This window comes from Pseudomonas sp., from assembly GCF_033723075.1.
Classification (GTDB): Bacteria; Pseudomonadota; Gammaproteobacteria; order Pseudomonadales; family Pseudomonadaceae; genus Aquipseudomonas.
The window spans coordinates 64,998-81,301 of sequence record NZ_JAWVXU010000020.1 but is presented as its reverse complement, the minus strand read 5'-3'; the positions used below and the strand labels follow the sequence as shown (position 1 = coordinate 81,301).

The following is a 16,304-nucleotide window of genomic DNA, read 5'->3' as shown; positions in this document are numbered from 1 at the left end:
CAGGCCCTGCATGGCGATCTGATAGCCCTCGTTGGCCAGCACCTGTTCGGCCGGAATGATCCCGGCCTTGATGATGCGCTGCTCGTGATAGAGGTCGGCGAGGAACATGTTCAGCGCCTGCACGCGCTGGATGCAGCCGCGCTCGACGATGCGCCATTCGCTGGCGGGAATGCTGCGCGGAATGGTGTCGAAGGGAATCAGGCGCTCGGTGCCCTGCTCATCGCCATACAGGGTGAAGGTGATGCCGGCACGGTGAAACAACAGATCCGCTTCGCGGCGGCGCTGGGCCAGCAACTCCTTGGGCGTTTCGGCCAGCCAACGGGCGAACGCTTGATAGTGCGGACGGCATTCGCCATTCGCCTGGTACATCTCGTCATAAAAGGTGCGGACCATGCCGTGCTCCTTGTCACCCGGACATACCAGAGCACTGCAAAGCCCGAGCCATCAGGCTTATCCGTTAATAATCATAGGGTTAAGAAAGAAACGAGCCCCCGACGCACCAATCTGGAGCAGCCCCGCGCGCATCACCGGGCATCACGCACTGCCATACGGCAATGCCGTGCATCTCAAGCCAACGCCAGCGTCAACCAATGCCGATAGAAGCCTTCGGCCACCTGATTGAGGGCAGCAATTTTGCCCGACAAGTCATCGAGCATCTGCGCCTGGCTCTGCTGGCTGGGCTGACGCTCATCGAGCAGATGCCGCCAGTCGCCGAGCCATTGCCGCACCAGCGCCTCGGTCATTTCCGGGTGCCCCTGCAGGGCGAGAATCTTCTCCCCCCAGCTGAACGCCTGATTGTCGCACCAGGGGCTACGCAACAATGGCTGGGCGCCATGGGGCAGGCCGAAGGTGTCGCCGTGCCACTGGAACACCGGAAACTGCTGGGGTACATGGGTCAACCAGGGACTCGCTGCGGCGCCGTGCACCTGTTCGAGCAACTGCCAACCGCTCTCGGTGTATGGCATACGGCTGACTTCGGCGCCCAATGCCTTGGCCAGCAACTGACCACCCAGGCAGTGGCCGATCAGCGGAATATCGCGTCGGATGAAATGCTCCAGCGCCGCTATTTCAGTCGCCAGCCAGGGCAAGGGATCGTTGACGCTCATGGGCCCACCCATGATAGCCACGGCCTTGGGACGATCCAGGTCGATGCCTTGCAGTTCGCCAAGATCGACCCGTAGCGTCTGAAAATCCAGGCACGCCTCATCCAGCACCTTGGCCAAATGACCCGGCGGGCAATAATCGATGTGGGTGAGAATCAGGATATCGCTCATCAACAGCCTCCGCCGCCAAGTCTGCAGCAAAGCGGATGCTCGGGTCTAGCGGGCAATAGCGGGAGAAAATTGGCGCATCGACCAGCCGGGGGCCGGCCGATGCTCATTACGGAAAGCGCATGGCTATCAAGGTTGCAGGCCTTTGACCTCCTGCGTCACACCCCAACCGTCCAGTTTGCCGCCAAGCGGAGCCACGACAGACTCCAGATCATGTTCGAAGTCGCCAATACCGTGGTAGGTCGCATACATCACTTTGCTCACTTGCAGATGCCAGGCGCCGTCATCACGCTCGGTCACCAGGGCATGCAAGGACTCGCCACGAAAGTTTCTGGTCGCCATGCGTGCCCGCTCCTCATCCGGGAAAATGGCGTAGAACTCGATGGGATGGAAGCTGGTGAAGTCGAAACCACCTTCTTTCATCCGCCGCAAAACTCCGTTACTGACATCATCGTGCAAGGCTGTGCTCATGAAGTGATCTCCTCAGCGATGGAATGATTAACTGCTTTCCCATTGCAACCGCCATAACCGCGACGGTGTTGCGACACCTGTAGCCATGCCGCCCGAGATTCAAGCAAGGAGCTGCTTGATGTGCCATAAGCCAGACCTGAAGACAGGGCTGGTCGACGATGCGCCATTCAGAGCGAATGGCGCGAAGCTGTTGAGTGCAGAGTAGCGCGAAGCAGGAAGAATTGCAGGAGCAAAAGACAACTTGTGACAAAACCGGTGACCGCCAGCAGGTTGCCGGGTTTGGCGGTCACCTGCGCAACACTGCAAGCGCATCCCGGATCAGGCGGCTCGGGCGGCGGCGGCCTTCATAGGCGGTCAACTCCGGGGCATGGGTCGGGCGGCGACAGGTGAAGGTCCGGCAGTCTTGTACCACTCATACACAGCGAAGATGCCGACCTATACGGGCAACAAATTCTGTTGGTAGACCGGCGCTCTCCAGCGCTAGATATCCATGCTCTCTGACGAGCGGCTGCATACCGACAGCACCAGAGTGCTTGTGAAAAAACTCTCGCCTACTGCGGCCGCCTCCAAACTTCCACTGCGGCGTTGCGCTCGATATGTTCACAACCTCTGGGCGAGAACACCCGTGCATCGTTGCAAAGGCTGCACTTATTCCAGGAATTCAGGAAGGTAGAAAATTTTTATGCAAACTCTTACTGGAAAAACCGCTTTCATCACCGGCGCCGCCGAAGGCATCGGTTTTCACATCGCCCGCACCTTTGCGCAACAGGGCATGAACGTGATGCTGGCGGACATAGACGCCGCCATGCTCGAACAGGCACGGCAAACGCTGAAAGATGAGGGCCATAGCGTGGCCGCCGTGGTCTGCGATGTGGCGAAACGCGACGCGCTGGAAGCAGCGGCCAAAGCTACCCTGGAACGCTTCGGCAAAGTGCATGTGCTGGTGAACAATGCCGGTGTATCGGTGGCGGGGCCTCAGGATCGGATTTCGGAAAAAAACTGGCGCTGGATTATCGATGTAAACCTGATGGGCGTGGTTTACGGCGCACAGGTTTTTGTGCCCCTGATCAAGGAGCATGGTGAAGGCGGCCATGTGATCAATGTGGCATCGATGGCCGGTACGCTCGGTATGGCCTTTGCCGGCCCTTACTGTGCGACTAAAGCGGCGGTGGTGTCGCTCTCGGAGAGCTGGCAAGGGGAGCTCAAGTCGGCCGGCATTGGCGTTTCGGTGCTCTGCCCGGCGTTTGCCAAGTCGCGCATTTATTGCAGTGAGCGTAACCGTCAGGCGGAATACGGTGGTGTTCCTTCGCTTAATACGCAGACGAACCCCCGCACCCAGGAGGCCGCGGCCAAGGCCAAAGCAGCGGTAACCAATGGTATCGAGACGTATATCGTGGCCGACAGGCTGCTGGAAGCGGTGTTGCATAACGAACTGTATGTTTTTACCCACCCCCACTACCGGCCGGTGGTGGAAGGCCGCAGCCAGCAGTTGAGCCTGGCCTTCGATAGCGCTGAAGCCAGCCCGACCCTGAAAAATGTGGCAGCGGGTGAAATTACTTCGCTGTAAATCATGTTAAAGGGGCATTAACAGGCCATTGAAAAACGTAGGCCAGGCAGGCAAGACAAGGCAAAAACGGCCGCAGCGCAGTAACAGCCGCAGGCTGGCCCCGAAGGGGTGAGCGTAGCGAATCAAAAGCGGAGTTTACGTGCTGTAAATGAGCATTTTGACTGGGCTCGCACGCGAGGCCGTTTTTAACGCAGTATTGCCAACGCAGGTAGTTTTTCAACGGACTGTTAGAGGATCTCGGTTAATCCGACCATTGATTACGCCAAGACCTCCCCCTGTACCGGGTGCGACACCCGAGTCCGAGTGCGTCGCGCTTGGTGATCAGACCGCGAAAGCGGCCATTCTCGACGATCAGCGCCACGTAACCTTCAGCGAAGCTCTGCTCACGCCAGTAGCGCAAGGCCGTTCAGGCGAGGACGGCCGCCGAGGGCTTGAGAGAATCGGCATGTGCTATACCATCGGGAGTAGGCAAAAGCAACGAGTAACGCGCAGTGCCTATATCCAGCACGGATATCCATGCCACCCATCAGGCCCTTTGACCGATTCGATTTCAGCCGTGCAGATCTGCCAGAGGCCTTCAAACACAGAGGTTGATCTCATGACCACGATGCAATGCACCCACCGCGACCACATCATCACCGCCGATGTCGTGGAGCACCCGGGCATCCCGACACCCTGGGCCGGCGGCTGCCATATCACCAGCCCGGATGGCCGCACCACCAGACGACTGCCCTTGCCCCTCGACCAGGCCTTTCTCGCCGAACTGGACAGCGCCCAGCGTGCATCCATCGCACACGGCAAATGGTTGGTTGACCAAAGCCTGGATCAAGGCGTGGCACTCTTCGACAAACCCGCCGCCAAGGCCTGACTACCCCGATCGGCGTTTTCGTCGGACACGGGGATACGCGAGCACTCTCGGTGCTCGCGCCGAATCAGAGGACGTAGAACAGGATCGCGACGAAATGCAGCAAGCTGCCAACCATGACGAATAGGTGCCAGATGCCGTGCCAATGACGGAAGCGGCTGTCGTAGACGAAAAAAATGATCCCTACCGTGTAGAACATTCCGCCCGCCGCCAACCAGGCGAAGCCCGCAGTGCCCAGGCTGGCGAGTAGCGGTTTGACCGCCACCAGGACGATCCACCCCATCAGCGCATAGATCACCAGCGACAGCACCCGTGCCTCGGAGCGCGGCTTGATCTCTTGCAGCATGCCAATCAGCGCCAGCACCCAGACCACCGTGAACAGCGACCAGCCCCAGGGGCCGCGCAAGGTCACCAGGCAGAACGGCGTGTAGCTGCCGGCAATCAGCAGGTAGATCGACAGGTGATCGATCTTGCGCATGATCACCTTCGCCCGCCCCTGCACGCTGTGATAGATCGTCGAGACGCTGTAGAGCAGCAGCAAGGTGGCGCCGTAGATGGCGACACTGACGATCTTCATCGGCTCGCCATCCAGACTCGCCAGCACCAGCAACCAGAGCGCCCCGACAAACGCCAGCACTGCACCGACCAGGTGGGTCCAGGCGTTGAATCTTTCTCCGTAATACATGTGTCAGCAACCTCGATCCGCCACTCTGTCTCAATGACTTATTGAATACAGTCAGATCGTAACGTAGATGGGTGACAGCGCTTCGTCGAGAACACGGGCGATCAGCTGCTTTTTTGGCATCCGCCGCCTCAGAGGTTGTGAAAATAGCGAGTGCCGTAGCGAGAGCGTCTCCTGGTGTTCGCGTACCGCAACGCCAGCAGCGGGCGCCGGGGGGCGGTCGCAGTAGGCGAGAGTTTTTTCACAAGCTCTCACCGCCGCTGCGGCGTGCCATCCACCACGCCAGCGCTGTTATCCAGCAAGCTCTTGGTGGCCGTCTGCAGGAAAGCCTCGAGGTTCTTCTGCAGTTCAGGATCGATATCACCCTCCACGCGCTCGGCTTCCGGCTTGGCGCCCAGACGATAGTCATACAGGCGCGGGGCGAAATCCTTGGGCTGAATCAGGATGCGCTCCGGGGTGACGATGGCCACGGTCTGGTCGCCGCCCGAGGGTTTGATCACCCCGATGCCCCGGTCGCCTGGCGGCAGATTGAGCAGGTCGCGGCCCCAGCACTGGTGACGCACCTCGCCGCCCAGACGCCCCATGACGGTCGGCACGATATCGACCTGGGTGCCGACCGTGTGGCTGACGGCACCGAACTTGTCCTGGATACCCGGACCGATCAGCAGCAGCGGCACGTTGAAGCGGAACAGATCCATCTCGGTCAGCTGCTCGGAGCTGCCGAAGCCGTGATCGCCAACCACCACGAACAGGGTGTCCTTGAAATATGGCGCCTTGCGCGCCTGGTCGAAGAACTGACCGAGCGCCCAGTCGGAATAGCGCATGGCGGTCAGGTGTTCATCGGCCGAACCGTGACCGGTCACCGGGGCAACCGGCAAGTCCGTCGGCAAGGCATATGGGGTGTGGTTGGACAGGGTCTGCAGCAAGGCATAGAACGGCTTGGCGCCGAAATTGTTCGCCAATTCGTGGGCACCGCGGTCGAACATGTCCTGGTCGGACACTCCCCAGGTCGGGTCCATGAACACCGGATCGACGAAGTCCTCACGGCCGATGAAATTGCTCATGCCCTGGTTGCTGAAGAAGCCCGACTGGTTGTCCCACTGAAAGTTGCCGTTATAGACGTACAGGTTATCGTAACCGCGGGCGCCGAGCAGTTGCGGCAAACCGGAAAACTGGTGCGCGCCTTCGGGCGTGCGCATCAGGTACTCGAAGCTCGGCAGGTTGGGGAAGCAGGCCATGCTGGCAAACATGCCCTGGTGGGTATGGGTGCCGTTGGAGAAGAAGCGGTCGAACAGCAGGCCCTCTTTGGCCAGCTTGTCGAAGTGCGGCGTTATATTGCCCGGATAGCCCAGGGCACCGACGTAATGGCCGGCAAAGCTTTCCATCAGAATCACCACCACGTTGCGAATCGGCAGCGTGCCGTCGGCTGGCGGGGTGTAGTCACGCCGGATCGCTGCCGTATCGGCATCGACCAGCTGATCGTGCGGCGTCAGCAGCAGTTTGCGCACGGTGTCCAGGGCCTGCTGGTCGGTCATGGTCGACTGCCAGGCGTTGTCGCGGTGCGAGGAAAAACTGGCCTGGGCAGCCGATACCAGGGTCAGGGTGCCATTCAGGCCGAGCTGGTTGGCAAACATCGACTCGGTGGTATAGGCATCGCCCCAGCGCAGCGGCGGGCCCTGACTGACGTGGCCACGGGCGGCAATCACGGCCACCAGCAGGCAGGCGCAGAACGTAGCGATGCGCCAATGCCAGGCCGGTGCGCCGGTTGCTGATGATAGCGCCTTGGGCGTTGGTCGACTGAGCCGATCCAGGCCCTTGAACAACTTGTCCAGCAACCAGGTCGCAACGGCCCAAACCAGCAGGTAGCGCCCGACCGGGAAGCCGTTCCACAGCATGCTCAAGACGGTCCGTGGATCTTCCTGAAAGTACTGGAACACCAGGCTATTGAGACGTTGATGAAACTCTCGGTAGAAGTCCAGTTCGGACAGACCGAGAAACAGCGTGATGCTGGCGAATCCGGTCAACCAGAAGCGCTGCAAGCCTCTGGCCGCCATGGCTCGCACGCTGAGCAAGGACAGCAGCAACGGAATGCAGGCATAGACCACCACGCGCAGGTCGAAACGCAGGCCGTTGAAGAAAGCCTCGGCGAAGCTAGCCGCCGGCGTGATGCCGATCAGCTCGCGGTTGTAGACCAGCAAGGCGACGCGCAGCGATGCATAGATCAGCAGCAGCGCCAGCGCGCTCAAGAGGGTGAAGGCCAGGTGACTTTTCAGGCTCGGACACGAGAGACGAGATGCAGACGAAGGATGATTAAGGGCTGGCGTGGAGGCCATAGGTTCAGATTCCGTGGGGTCGATGCTTGAGTTCGAGAATGCGTTGACGGCCTTGCTCGGCCAGCAAATAGCGACCGGGTGCCACGGCGATGAGGGTCTGTGCGGAACGCAAATGTTGCAAAATCACCTGCAACTGCCCGCGAGGATCGAGCAGCAACAGCCGAGCCATATGGGTGCTGTCTTCACTGATCCACAGGCCGTCGGCGGAGCACAGTAAAAAGCCCGGCTGATTGAGGCCGGCCTGCACCAGCGTGTCCTCCCCCGAAGCTTGCCACTGTTTGATCCAGCCCTTTTTCTTCTCGGTGTAGAACAGCCGGCCGTCGGCACAGACCGTAACCCCCTCGCCCTCCTCCAAGCCCTCACGCAAGGTGACAACCTGCGCCGTACTTGGATCGTAACGCCGCAAGCGTCCGCGCTGCTTATCCTCGATGAAGTACAGGTAATGACCGTCGCTGGCGATGCCTTCGACATTGTCGCTGGCGAACAGCGGCTCGACCTTGTCGCCCTGCAACAGCAGCAGCGATAGCTGGCCCGACTCCTGGCTGACCGCCACACCATCGCCATACGAGGCTAAGCCGTCGGGTTTGGACAGGCCGTGCAAGACCGTTTCCAAACTGCCGTCGCTGTTCTGCTTGAGGATTGTGCCCTCGCCGTTGGCAAACTCCTGGCTGATATAAAGCCTGCCCTGGGTATCTAGAGCCAGGGCGCTGACGCGGGCAATGTCCGTCTGGACGACGCGATATTGCCAATCGGGGGCAGACATGACCGGGTAGAAATGCCGCCATGCCGGATAAGCCAAGCCAGGCGCCAGCAGGACCAGGCAGCACAGTAGCCAACGCCTATAGCGCAAAGGTAATCGCATCGACACCACTCCACAGCCAGCCAAAAGGCAACGGCCAGGAGTCTGACAAGTGCAGTGTGAAAATCTTGTCGCGAAGGTTGTAACGTGCCGCTTTCTGACTGCGGATGTCCCGATAGATAGATGTTGCTGAGCGCTTGAGAAAAAACTCTCGCCTACTACAGCTACGGCCGCCTGCAAACGCCCGCTTCTGAGGTTGCGCTACATGAAAAACGGGGTCATTTAGCGCACTAAACTCCCCCCTTTTTCACGCAGCTCGCCTTGCCGCGAACGCCTGGAGACAGCCTCGCGACGGCGCTCGATATTTTCACAACCTCTCAGGCGATCACCCATGTGAGTCGCTCTGGCCTTGCGCTGAAACACTCGGCCAATCAGCCAGGGGAGACAGCCCCTCAGGCGAAGAACTTCTTCATCGATCGCGAAAACCAGCCGCCAGCCTGTTTATTACTGACCAGGCTATTCATGTTGTCCTTGACCGCCTGCACATAGCCGGCATCGTCGCTGCGGATATGGTTGAACAACCAGCGCGAGAGCAAACCGAGCAATTCATCGGTGATATCCTCACCGGCCTGGAAGCGCAGATTGAAGTCCTTGACCCGACCGATGAAGATCTCATGGACTCGCTTGTGCGGCCGCGTGAACTCGTAACCGGCCTCCTCCAGCAGCGATTCTTCAAAGGCGAAATGCGACAGGGTGTAATCCACCAGACCGTTGAGCACCTCCCCCACCTCACCGCCGCTGCCCCCGCTCGCCTTCGCCTGGTGCAGCGAGTTGATCATGTCGACGATGCGCTTGTGCTGGTCATCGATAACTTGAATGCCCGTGTTCAGATCGTCCTGCCAAACCAGATAACTCATTTCCCCTCAGCCCCTAGCGTGCCGCCCGGCTGCAATGCGGGCGCTGCACCAAGGCTACTCAACGGCTCTGGAATGGGGGATGACGCAGATCAGTGAATAGTTGCTTAGGAGCCTATCGACAGAGTTCAGGGAACCCGTACGACGCTCAACTGAACGGAGGTTCGGCGCGGTTATTCAGCTGCTGAAGGAGGCATGGGACGGGCGAAAGAGTGTGACCAGCATGATCGAGTCGGTCTTGGCCTGCAGGGCATGCTCGGCCTCTTCGGCCAGGTACATCAGATCGTTGTGAATCGCCCCGGATTTCTTAGACACTTTCCAGGCTCAGTAAATGTCGCTTCTCAAACTCTACCGGTGACAGCTGGTTGTTGAAACCGTGTCGGCGTTTTGGGTTGTAAAACATCTCGATGTAGTCGAACACATCAGCGCGTGCGTCCTGCCTGGTGCTATAGATTTTTCGCCTGATCCGTTCCCGCTTCAGCAGCTGGAAAAAGCTTTCCGCTACTGCGTTGTCATGGCAATTGCCGCGCCGACTCATGCTGCCAAGCAAGTTGTTGGCTTTCAGGAAGCTCTGCCAGTCGCCGCTGCTGAACTGGCTCCCCTGATCTGAGTGAATCATCACTTCCTGCTTTGGCTTACGCCGCCAAACTGCCATCAGCAACGCATCAATAGCCAGGTCGCTGGTCATCTGCGGTTTCATTGACCAACCGATTACCTGCCGCGAGAACAGATCGAGCACCACCGCCAAATACAACCAGCCTTCATAGGTGCGGATGTAGGTGATGTCCGTGACCCAGACCTTGTTGGGTTCGGTGACATTGAATCGGCGCTCCAGATGATTCGGTGAAGCCGCTGGAGGCTTACCACCATAGCGGCCCGGTCGGCGACGATACCCTGACTGTGAGCGCAGCCCTTCCAAGCGCATCAGTCGAGCAACACGATGCTTGCCGCATGCTTCTCCAAGCTCACGCAGGTCGTCGTGGATTTTGCGGTAGCCGTACACACCGCCGCTCTCTAGCCACGCGTGCTTGATCAGTCCAAGCAGGCGTTGATCATCCTTGGCTCGTGCCGACTTCGGTTCAGCCAGCCACGCGTAGTAACCACTGGCATGTACTTTCAGCGTCAGGCACAGGCGGCGAACCGAATAGTCAGCGGATAGCTGGTTGATGAAGGCGTACTTCAGCCGCACTCCTTGGCAAAGTACGCGGCGGCCTTTTTTAGGATGTCTCGCTCTTCGGTCACGCGCTTGAGTTCGGCACGAAGACGACGCAGCTCAGCTTGCTGATCGTCCTCTTGCGCGCGCTGCCCTTGGGGCTTGCTGTAGCGTTTAACCCAGGCATACAGGCTGTGGGTCGACATGCCCAAACGAGCAGCTACCTCCGCCACTGGCAGACCTCGTTCGGTCACCTGTTTGACTGCTTCGATTTTGAATTCTTCGGGATAACGCGGGTTGCTCATGGCACCTCCTAGTGGGCCGTATTATGAGGCCTGGAGGTGTCTACGAAACTAGGGGCGATTCATTGTCACGCATTTCATGCCATCTGCCCTGGGCCTCCACGTCAACGCAGCCCTGCAGGCAATGCAGGGTGAGCGGGCCGGCCACGGCGTGCCCGGGAATGACTTTACCGGCCTGCAACACCAGTCGCATGACCTCGATGCGCGGGGCGCTGACAATTGCCTGAGAGATGTAATCAGGCGACTCTGCGGCAGACAGCAGATTGACTACTTCTCCCGATGCGGCGTGCTTCAGGGCCATGATCGAGTCTCGCCATTGGAGGATGAACCCTCAAGGTAGTCGAGTGCGCCCTAGGCTGTCCAATCATGGCGCGGAGTCTGGGTTCAGGAAGCCGGATGGCCAACAGTCAACGCGGCAAGCAGAAAACGAAGCAGCCGCAGGAGGCAAAATTTCCGACTCGGCCGCCGTTGCCAACGATTGGCGCTGGCTACACTGAAACAGGAGCGGCTTACAAGGAAGCAGCCATGCCACTCGACGCACATGCGGGCCTGCGTTATCGGCTTTGCTCTCCTGTTTATCGTTACCGTCGGAGCACGACTATGAACATCGTACAGAAGCGTTTCTCAGCGATCGTCCTCGCGACCTTGGCCCTGGTAATGGCAAGCTTTCTGAATTACGCCAGCGCCGCCACCGCCGAGGACTTGAACACAGACTCCCTGCAGGCGCTGCAGAACCTCTATAAATCCCAGCCACTGGCCGAGGAACTCTCGCGCTCGGCCAAGGCAGTGCTGGTATTTCCGAACATCGTGAAAGCCGGCCTGGTATTTGGCGGCAGCTACGGCGAGGGGGTGTTGATGAAGGGGACGGAGGTTGAAGACTACTACAACTCCGTATCCGGCTCTTGGGGGCTGCAGATAGGCGCCCAATCCTACGGCTATGCCGTGTTCCTGATGAGCGATAAAGTCATCGCACAACTGGACAAGACAAGTGGCTGGGAAGTCGGTGTTGGACCAACCGTCGTCGTGGTCGATGAAGGGGTCGCGAAGAATCTGTCGACATCCACGCTACAGCACGACGCCTATGCATTTATCTTCGATCAGCAAGGGTTGATGGCGGGTGTCACTATCGAAGGAACCAAGATCTCCAAAATCCGCCGCTGAAGTCGACGGCAATGGCCAGCCCCTACTGGCCATTGCCGCTGCTATCCAGTGCCAACAGCTCTGGGCAGGCTCGACGCGGACAGGATTGGCGTGACCGCAGAGCGGTCGGGTCGCCCCTTCTGTTACCTGCGCGGCGTCTGGCGCAAGGGATCCAGCAGCGACGACAGGCCGTTGTGATCGATTTCCTGCATCAACTCCAACAGACGGCCAATCTCTCCTTTGGGGAAGCCCTCACGGGCGAACCAGTTGAGGTAGCGGCCAGGCAGGTCGGCGATCAAGCGCCCCTTGTATTTGCCGAACGGCATTTCGCGGGTCACCAGCAGTTGCAGGTCTTCGGGCTTCATTGGGCGCTCGGGGTCATGGGTAGCGTGGTTCGGTCATGCGGGGTATGCACGCAATTATGCCTACAGTCCTGGTTGACGCAAAAGCTCCTGCCATGCGACCAACGCGCAGGCCGGCGCCGGCAAACTCGGGTAAGCTTTGCGCCCGCCATTTTCTACCCAGGGTTGTCACGCAATGCTTATCAAGGCACTCAGAATCGGTCTCGGCCAGTTGATCGTGTTTCTCGACTTCATCACCCGCCCGCGCAAGCTCAAGCGTGCGCCCGAGGCGCAGGCCGCGGTCGCACAAGCCGCCAGCGGCCTGGCGCTGTACCAGTTTCATGCCTGCCCATTCTGCGTGAAGACCCGCCGCGCCCTGCACAAGCTCAACGTGCCGGTCACCCTGCGCGACGCCAAGCACGACGATCAGCATCGCCAGGCCCTGCTGGAGCAAGGCGGCAAGATCAAGGTGCCGTGTCTGCGCATCGAAGACAACGGTCAGAGCACCTGGTTGTATGAGTCCAAGGCGATCATCGCCTACCTCAACGAGCGCTTCGCGGCTGTCTGAAGCCCCCCCCCGCCAAGGAGCTCTTGTCGGATGTGGAGAAGTCCATATACATCCTACGGGGCGCGCACCACCTGCGCCGGTGTGCGGCGCATCAGCACCTGACCGGCGCGGATCGATACCAGCGCGTGGCCCTGGCTGCGCAGCATCTCGTAGTCGCTGGCGGCGGAGAGGATCAGCAGGTTGGCCGGGCGCCCCACTTCGAGGCCGTAGCCCTCGCCCAGGTTGAGGGTTTTCGCGCTGTTGTCGGTGACCAGATCGAGCGCCCGCTGCAGATCCTCGAAACCGAGCATGTGGCAGATGTGCAGCCCGGCCTCGAGGATGCGCAGGATGTTGCCGTTGCCCAGCGGGTACCAGGGATCAACGATGGAGTCCTGGCCGAAGCAGACATTTATCCCGGCGCGGTCGAGCTCGGCCACACGGGTCAGCCCGCGGCGCTTAGGGTAGGCATCGAAACGGCCCTGCAGGTGGATGCTCTCGGTCGGGCAGGAAACGAAGTTGATCTGCGCCTGCTTGAGCAGGCGGAACAGCTTGGAGCAGTAGGCGTTGTCGTATGAGCCCATGGCGGTGGTGTGGCTGGCCGTGACCCGCTCGCCCATGCCACGCACGCGCGCCTCTTCGGCGAGCACCTCGAGAAAGCGCGAGTGCGGGTCGTCGGTCTCGTCGCAATGCACATCCACCAGGCAACCGCTGCGCTCGGCCAGGTCCATAAGGAATCTGATCGAACTGACGCCCTGCTCGCGGGTGTTCTCGAAATGCGGGATGCCGCCGACCACGTCGGCACCCAGCGCCACCGCCTGTTCCATCAGCGCGCGGCCATTGGCGTAGGACTCGATGCCTTCCTGGGGGAACGCGACGATCTGCAGGTCGATCAGATGGCGGGTTTCCTCGCGCACCTCGAGCAATGCCTTGAGTGCGCCCAGGCCCGGATCGGTGACGTCGACATGGCTGCGCACATGCTGGATGCCGTGCTCGACCAGCATGTCGATGGCCTTGCGCGCGCGGGTCTTGCTGTCTTCGTGGGTGATCAGCGCCTTGCGCTCGGCCCAGCGTTCGATGCCCTCGAACAGGGTGCCACTGAGGTTCCAGCTCGGCTCGCCGGCGGTGAGGGCCGCATCCAGATGGATATGCGGCTCGACGAAGGGCGGCACCACCAGGTTGCCGGCGGCATCCAGCTCGCCTGCCGTGGCGGCCAACTCCTGCGCCTGCGCGACTATGGCGGCGATACGCGCCTGCGCCAGCTCGATGCGAAACAGGCCGCTGCGGCCACGCAGACGGGCATTGACGATATTCATGGGTTACTCCGAGGGGGCACAGATTCAGGCGTAGATTAACAGGCCGCCAGAGGAGTGCAGCCCGACAAGATCATGCCCTGCCCCCTAGGTCACGACAACGTTGAAATGTCGGTTAACGGCCTTACCCATGTGCCGAGATCCCTTGTGGGTTAGGCGCACGCTGCCGATAGCGATGAACCAGCGAGATCCGTTGCGCCGTAAGCCCACCATCGGCGCACCGCAACCCCGGCTCGAGACGAGGCGCGTGGTGGGTTACGCGGCGCGCCACGATGGCTGTGCCTGATCGCGCGGAGGTTGGTGCCGCTAACCTACAGTGGTCCGATATTTCAGAGTTGACGCGACACCCGCAACCCGTCACTCGTGCCACAGCACCGTTTCGCGGCGCTCGACCCAGTCGGCGAAGTGCGGCCCGTAAGTGCCTTCGACCACCGTGCGCTTGATCTTCAGGGTCGGCGTGAGGAAACCGTTGTCCACCGCCCAGACGTCCTTGACCAATACCAGACGCTGCAAGCGCTCGTGCTTGTCGAGCGCCAGATTGACCTGTTCGAGCAGGCTCTTGAGGCTGTTTTCCAGGTCGCCACGGCTACCGTTGGCGATCTCCTGGCGGCCGACGTCGGAGAGCACGCACAGCGCCATCGGCTGAGCCATGCCATCGCCGACCACGCACACCTGCTCGATGCGCGCATGCACGGCCAAACGGTTTTCGATCGGCGCCGGGGCGACATATTTGCCCTTGCTGGTCTTGAAGATTTCCTTGATCCGTCCGGTCAGGCGCAGGTTGCCTTCGGCATCCTGTTCGCCCTTGTCACCGGTACGCAGGAAGCCGTCGGCGGTAATGGTTTCCGCGGTTTTCTGCGGATCCTTGTAATAACCCTGCATGGTCGCGCCACTGCGCACCTGCACTTCACCATCCTCGGCGATGCGCACCTCCACACCGGGGCTGTTCTGGCCGATCCAGCCCTGCTTGAACTTGCCCGGCCGGCCGACATGGGAATAGCCACAGTTCTCGGTCATGCCATAGACCTCGAGTACTTCGAGCCCCAGGCGCTTGTACCAGTTGAGCAAGGTTTCAGGCACGGGCGCGGCGCCAGACAGGGCATAACGCACTGCATCCAACCCAAGACCGGCGAGCACCTTGTTGCCAACCAGACGCCCGATCAGCGGCAGCTTGAGCAGGAAGTCGAGCCTTGCAGCCGACATCTTGCCGTACACCCCCATCTGGAACTTGGTCCAGATCCGCGGCACGCCGAAGATCACTGTCGGCCGGGCCCGTTTGAGGTCGTCGAGGAATGTCTCCAGACTCTCGGCGAAGAAGACCGTCTGCCCCGAATAGATCGACGCCAGCTCGACGAACATGCGTTCAGCCACATGACACAGCGGCAGGTAGGACAGGACCCGATCGTCTTCACCGACGCCGAACAACTCGGTGGCATGGCTGGCGGCAAACCCAAGGTTGCTGAAATTATGCATCACCCCTTTCGGCGTGCCGGTGGTGCCGGAGGTATAGATGATGGTGGCCAGTTGATCGGCCGCCGGGGTGGGGTCGTCCTGAATCGGCGCGCAAGCTTGCAGCTCGTCCCACAGGTAGCTGAACGGCCCTGGCGGGCGTAGCGGCAAACCGATGGTCGGCAGATCGGCAGGCACCCCCGCCGCCATGCCCGGCCAATCATCCAGCTTGCCGATGAACACCAGCGCCGCCTCGGAATGTTGCAAGACCTGGCGCACCGAGTCGGCGGTCAGGTTCGGGTACAGCGGCACCGAGACGTGGCCGGCCATCCAGATCGCCAGGTCGGCAATGATCCAGTGCGCGCAGTTCTTGGAAATGATCGCGATACGGCTGCCTTGCGGCAACTCCCTGCTGCGCAGCCAGTTGGCGCTGCGACGCGCCTGCTCGCCGACATCGGCCCAACTCAATTCCTGCAGCTGACCGCCCGGTAACGGCTGAACCATATAGCGTTTATTCGGGTGTCGGGCTTCACGCTGGTAAAACATCTGCAGCGGCAAACGGATAGCATCGGCCACAGGGCTTCCTCCTTTGTTGTTTTTGTGGAGCCAACCAAGCAATTGCTTGGCTGGACTATATCCACGCACAAAGGCGAGCGGCAAGTGAAGAAATGTTTCGCTGTGTAGCCCGATCTCAGCCGTGCTGTGGGTGCACCAGGGCCAGCAAATCCATCAGGCCGGCGGCCAGCACATCGCCTTCTAGTTCGGCCAGGCTGGCGGTGTGCATGGGCACTGCCTGCTGGCGGTGACCATGGATCAATAAGCCGGCCAAGGCCCCGACCAGCGGCTGGTGGGTCACCAGCAGCAACTCGCCATCGCCGTAGCGATCGAGCTGGCGGAGGACTTCGCGCGGGTCACTGTCCGGCGTCAGCCAGGGCACGCTATGGATACCGCCGGTGAAGCCCAGGGCTTCGCGAACCAGCGCAGCGGTTTGTTGCGCACGCACATAGGGGCTGGCCAGGATCGAGCCGAGCGCACGGCCCTCAAGCTGCACCGCCGCCTGGCGCACCTCCTGACAACCACGCGCCGTCAAGGCGCGCTCGGCATCGCTGCGCGCCTGTGCTTCGGCCTCGCCATGGCGCAGTAACCACAGCCTCATAGGC

The 16,304-nt window shown here is 60.6% G+C and carries 18 protein-coding genes; 4 read left to right on the top strand and 14 right to left on the bottom strand.

The window, feature by feature from the left end; all coding sequences use genetic code 11:
- From R3355_RS20190 to R3355_RS20180, 3 genes are all read right to left on the bottom strand, one after another.
- On the bottom strand, positions 1-393 hold a 393-nt coding region (locus tag R3355_RS20190), incomplete at its 3' end, for a circularly permuted type 2 ATP-grasp protein (RefSeq protein WP_318962808.1).
- Between the two features lie 173 nt (positions 394-566).
- Positions 567-1,274, bottom strand: a complete 708-nt coding sequence (locus R3355_RS20185; protein ID WP_318962806.1) for a type 1 glutamine amidotransferase — start codon at positions 1,272-1,274, stop codon at positions 567-569.
- 126 nt (positions 1,275-1,400) lie between these two features.
- A complete protein-coding gene (locus R3355_RS20180) occupies positions 1,401-1,742 on the bottom strand; it encodes a ribonuclease E inhibitor RraB (protein WP_079202128.1) in 342 nt (113 codons plus the stop codon).
- Positions 1,743-2,424: 682 nt separating this feature from the next.
- Here R3355_RS20180 and R3355_RS20175 point away from each other — a divergent pair.
- Both R3355_RS20175 and R3355_RS20170 read left to right on the top strand, forming a co-directional pair.
- On the top strand, positions 2,425-3,309 hold the full coding sequence (locus tag R3355_RS20175) for an SDR family NAD(P)-dependent oxidoreductase (protein WP_318962804.1): 885 nt from the start codon (positions 2,425-2,427) through the stop codon (positions 3,307-3,309).
- 598 nt (positions 3,310-3,907) lie between these two features.
- Complete coding sequence (locus R3355_RS20170) at positions 3,908-4,177, top strand: hypothetical protein (protein ID WP_318962802.1); 270 nt, start codon at positions 3,908-3,910, stop codon at positions 4,175-4,177.
- A 64-nt stretch (positions 4,178-4,241) separates the two neighbouring features.
- Here the strand turns inward: R3355_RS20170 and trhA are convergent, their stop codons facing one another.
- From trhA to R3355_RS20135, 7 genes are all read right to left on the bottom strand, one after another.
- Positions 4,242-4,859: a PAQR family membrane homeostasis protein TrhA gene (gene trhA / locus R3355_RS20165; protein ID WP_318949675.1), complete on the bottom strand. Its 618-nt coding sequence runs from the start codon at positions 4,857-4,859 to the stop codon at positions 4,242-4,244.
- A gap of 248 nt (positions 4,860-5,107) precedes the next feature.
- Positions 5,108-7,189 (bottom strand): LTA synthase family protein, encoded by a 2,082-nt coding sequence (locus R3355_RS20160; RefSeq protein ID WP_318962800.1) that lies wholly within the window; start codon positions 7,187-7,189, stop codon positions 5,108-5,110.
- Positions 7,190-7,193: 4 nt separating this feature from the next.
- Positions 7,194-8,051 (bottom strand): hypothetical protein, encoded by an 858-nt coding sequence (locus tag R3355_RS20155; protein WP_318962798.1) that lies wholly within the window; start codon positions 8,049-8,051, stop codon positions 7,194-7,196.
- A gap of 389 nt (positions 8,052-8,440) precedes the next feature.
- Entirely contained in the window at positions 8,441-8,905 is a 465-nt protein-coding gene (locus R3355_RS20150; RefSeq protein ID WP_172149031.1) for a bacteriohemerythrin, read from the bottom strand.
- A 174-nt stretch (positions 8,906-9,079) separates the two neighbouring features.
- On the bottom strand, positions 9,080-9,217 hold the full coding sequence (locus R3355_RS20145; RefSeq protein ID WP_318962795.1) for a hypothetical protein: 138 nt from the start codon (positions 9,215-9,217) through the stop codon (positions 9,080-9,082).
- Positions 9,210-10,360, bottom strand: a protein-coding gene (locus tag R3355_RS20140) for an IS3 family transposase (protein WP_318962793.1) whose coding sequence is annotated in 2 segments (ribosomal slippage) — positions 9,210-10,117 and positions 10,117-10,360 — 1,152 coding nt in all. Because the reading frame shifts where the segments join, the coding sequence is not laid out codon by codon here. Before R3355_RS20140 ends, R3355_RS20145 begins: the two co-directional genes overlap by 8 nt.
- A gap of 40 nt (positions 10,361-10,400) precedes the next feature.
- The gene (locus R3355_RS20135; RefSeq protein WP_318962791.1) at positions 10,401-10,658 is read right to left on the bottom strand and encodes a hypothetical protein; all 258 of its coding nucleotides are present in this window, start codon (positions 10,656-10,658) and stop codon (positions 10,401-10,403) included.
- 299 nt (positions 10,659-10,957) lie between these two features.
- Here R3355_RS20135 and R3355_RS20130 point away from each other — a divergent pair, with 299 nt between their 5' ends.
- The gene (locus R3355_RS20130) at positions 10,958-11,518 is read left to right on the top strand and encodes a YSC84-related protein (RefSeq protein WP_413243546.1); all 561 of its coding nucleotides are present in this window, start codon (positions 10,958-10,960) and stop codon (positions 11,516-11,518) included.
- Between the two features lie 122 nt (positions 11,519-11,640).
- Here R3355_RS20130 and R3355_RS20125 read toward each other — a convergent pair whose 3' ends face one another.
- Positions 11,641-11,862, bottom strand: coding sequence for a DUF3820 family protein (locus R3355_RS20125; RefSeq protein ID WP_318962790.1), 222 nt, complete (start codon positions 11,860-11,862; stop codon positions 11,641-11,643).
- A gap of 172 nt (positions 11,863-12,034) precedes the next feature.
- Between R3355_RS20125 and R3355_RS20120 the strand changes: the two genes are divergently transcribed.
- Positions 12,035-12,406: a glutaredoxin family protein gene (locus R3355_RS20120; RefSeq protein ID WP_318962788.1), complete on the top strand. Its 372-nt coding sequence runs from the start codon at positions 12,035-12,037 to the stop codon at positions 12,404-12,406.
- A gap of 53 nt (positions 12,407-12,459) precedes the next feature.
- Here R3355_RS20120 and codA read toward each other — a convergent pair whose 3' ends face one another.
- The 3 genes from codA to sixA form a co-directional block, all read right to left on the bottom strand.
- The gene (codA, locus tag R3355_RS20115) at positions 12,460-13,698 is read right to left on the bottom strand and encodes a cytosine deaminase (protein ID WP_318962787.1); all 1,239 of its coding nucleotides are present in this window, start codon (positions 13,696-13,698) and stop codon (positions 12,460-12,462) included.
- Between the two features lie 354 nt (positions 13,699-14,052).
- Positions 14,053-15,720, bottom strand: a complete 1,668-nt coding sequence (locus R3355_RS20110) for an AMP-binding protein (protein WP_318962785.1) — start codon at positions 15,718-15,720, stop codon at positions 14,053-14,055.
- A gap of 115 nt (positions 15,721-15,835) precedes the next feature.
- Complete coding sequence (gene sixA / locus R3355_RS20105; protein WP_318962784.1) at positions 15,836-16,300, bottom strand: phosphohistidine phosphatase SixA; 465 nt, start codon at positions 16,298-16,300, stop codon at positions 15,836-15,838.
- Positions 16,301-16,304: the final 4 nt, after the last annotated feature.

Coding starts and splice junctions, on each gene's coding strand:
- R3355_RS20185 (WP_318962806.1), bottom strand. CDS start 1,274: ATGAGCGATATCCTGATTCTCACCCACATCGATTATTGCCCGCCGGGT.
- R3355_RS20180 (WP_079202128.1), bottom strand. CDS start 1,742: ATGAGCACAGCCTTGCACGATGATGTCAGTAACGGAGTTTTGCGGCGG.
- R3355_RS20175 (WP_318962804.1), top strand. CDS start 2,425: ATGCAAACTCTTACTGGAAAAACCGCTTTCATCACCGGCGCCGCCGAA.
- R3355_RS20170 (WP_318962802.1), top strand. CDS start 3,908: ATGACCACGATGCAATGCACCCACCGCGACCACATCATCACCGCCGAT.
- trhA (WP_318949675.1), bottom strand. CDS start 4,859: ATGTATTACGGAGAAAGATTCAACGCCTGGACCCACCTGGTCGGTGCA.
- R3355_RS20160 (WP_318962800.1), bottom strand. CDS start 7,189: ATGGCCTCCACGCCAGCCCTTAATCATCCTTCGTCTGCATCTCGTCTC.
- R3355_RS20155 (WP_318962798.1), bottom strand. CDS start 8,051: ATGCGATTACCTTTGCGCTATAGGCGTTGGCTACTGTGCTGCCTGGTC.
- R3355_RS20150 (WP_172149031.1), bottom strand. CDS start 8,905: ATGAGTTATCTGGTTTGGCAGGACGATCTGAACACGGGCATTCAAGTT.
- R3355_RS20135 (WP_318962791.1), bottom strand. CDS start 10,658: ATGGCCCTGAAGCACGCCGCATCGGGAGAAGTAGTCAATCTGCTGTCT.
- R3355_RS20130 (WP_413243546.1), top strand. CDS start 10,958: ATGAACATCGTACAGAAGCGTTTCTCAGCGATCGTCCTCGCGACCTTG.
- R3355_RS20125 (WP_318962790.1), bottom strand. CDS start 11,862: ATGAAGCCCGAAGACCTGCAACTGCTGGTGACCCGCGAAATGCCGTTC.
- R3355_RS20120 (WP_318962788.1), top strand. CDS start 12,035: ATGCTTATCAAGGCACTCAGAATCGGTCTCGGCCAGTTGATCGTGTTT.
- codA (WP_318962787.1), bottom strand. CDS start 13,698: ATGAATATCGTCAATGCCCGTCTGCGTGGCCGCAGCGGCCTGTTTCGC.
- sixA (WP_318962784.1), bottom strand. CDS start 16,300: ATGAGGCTGTGGTTACTGCGCCATGGCGAGGCCGAAGCACAGGCGCGC.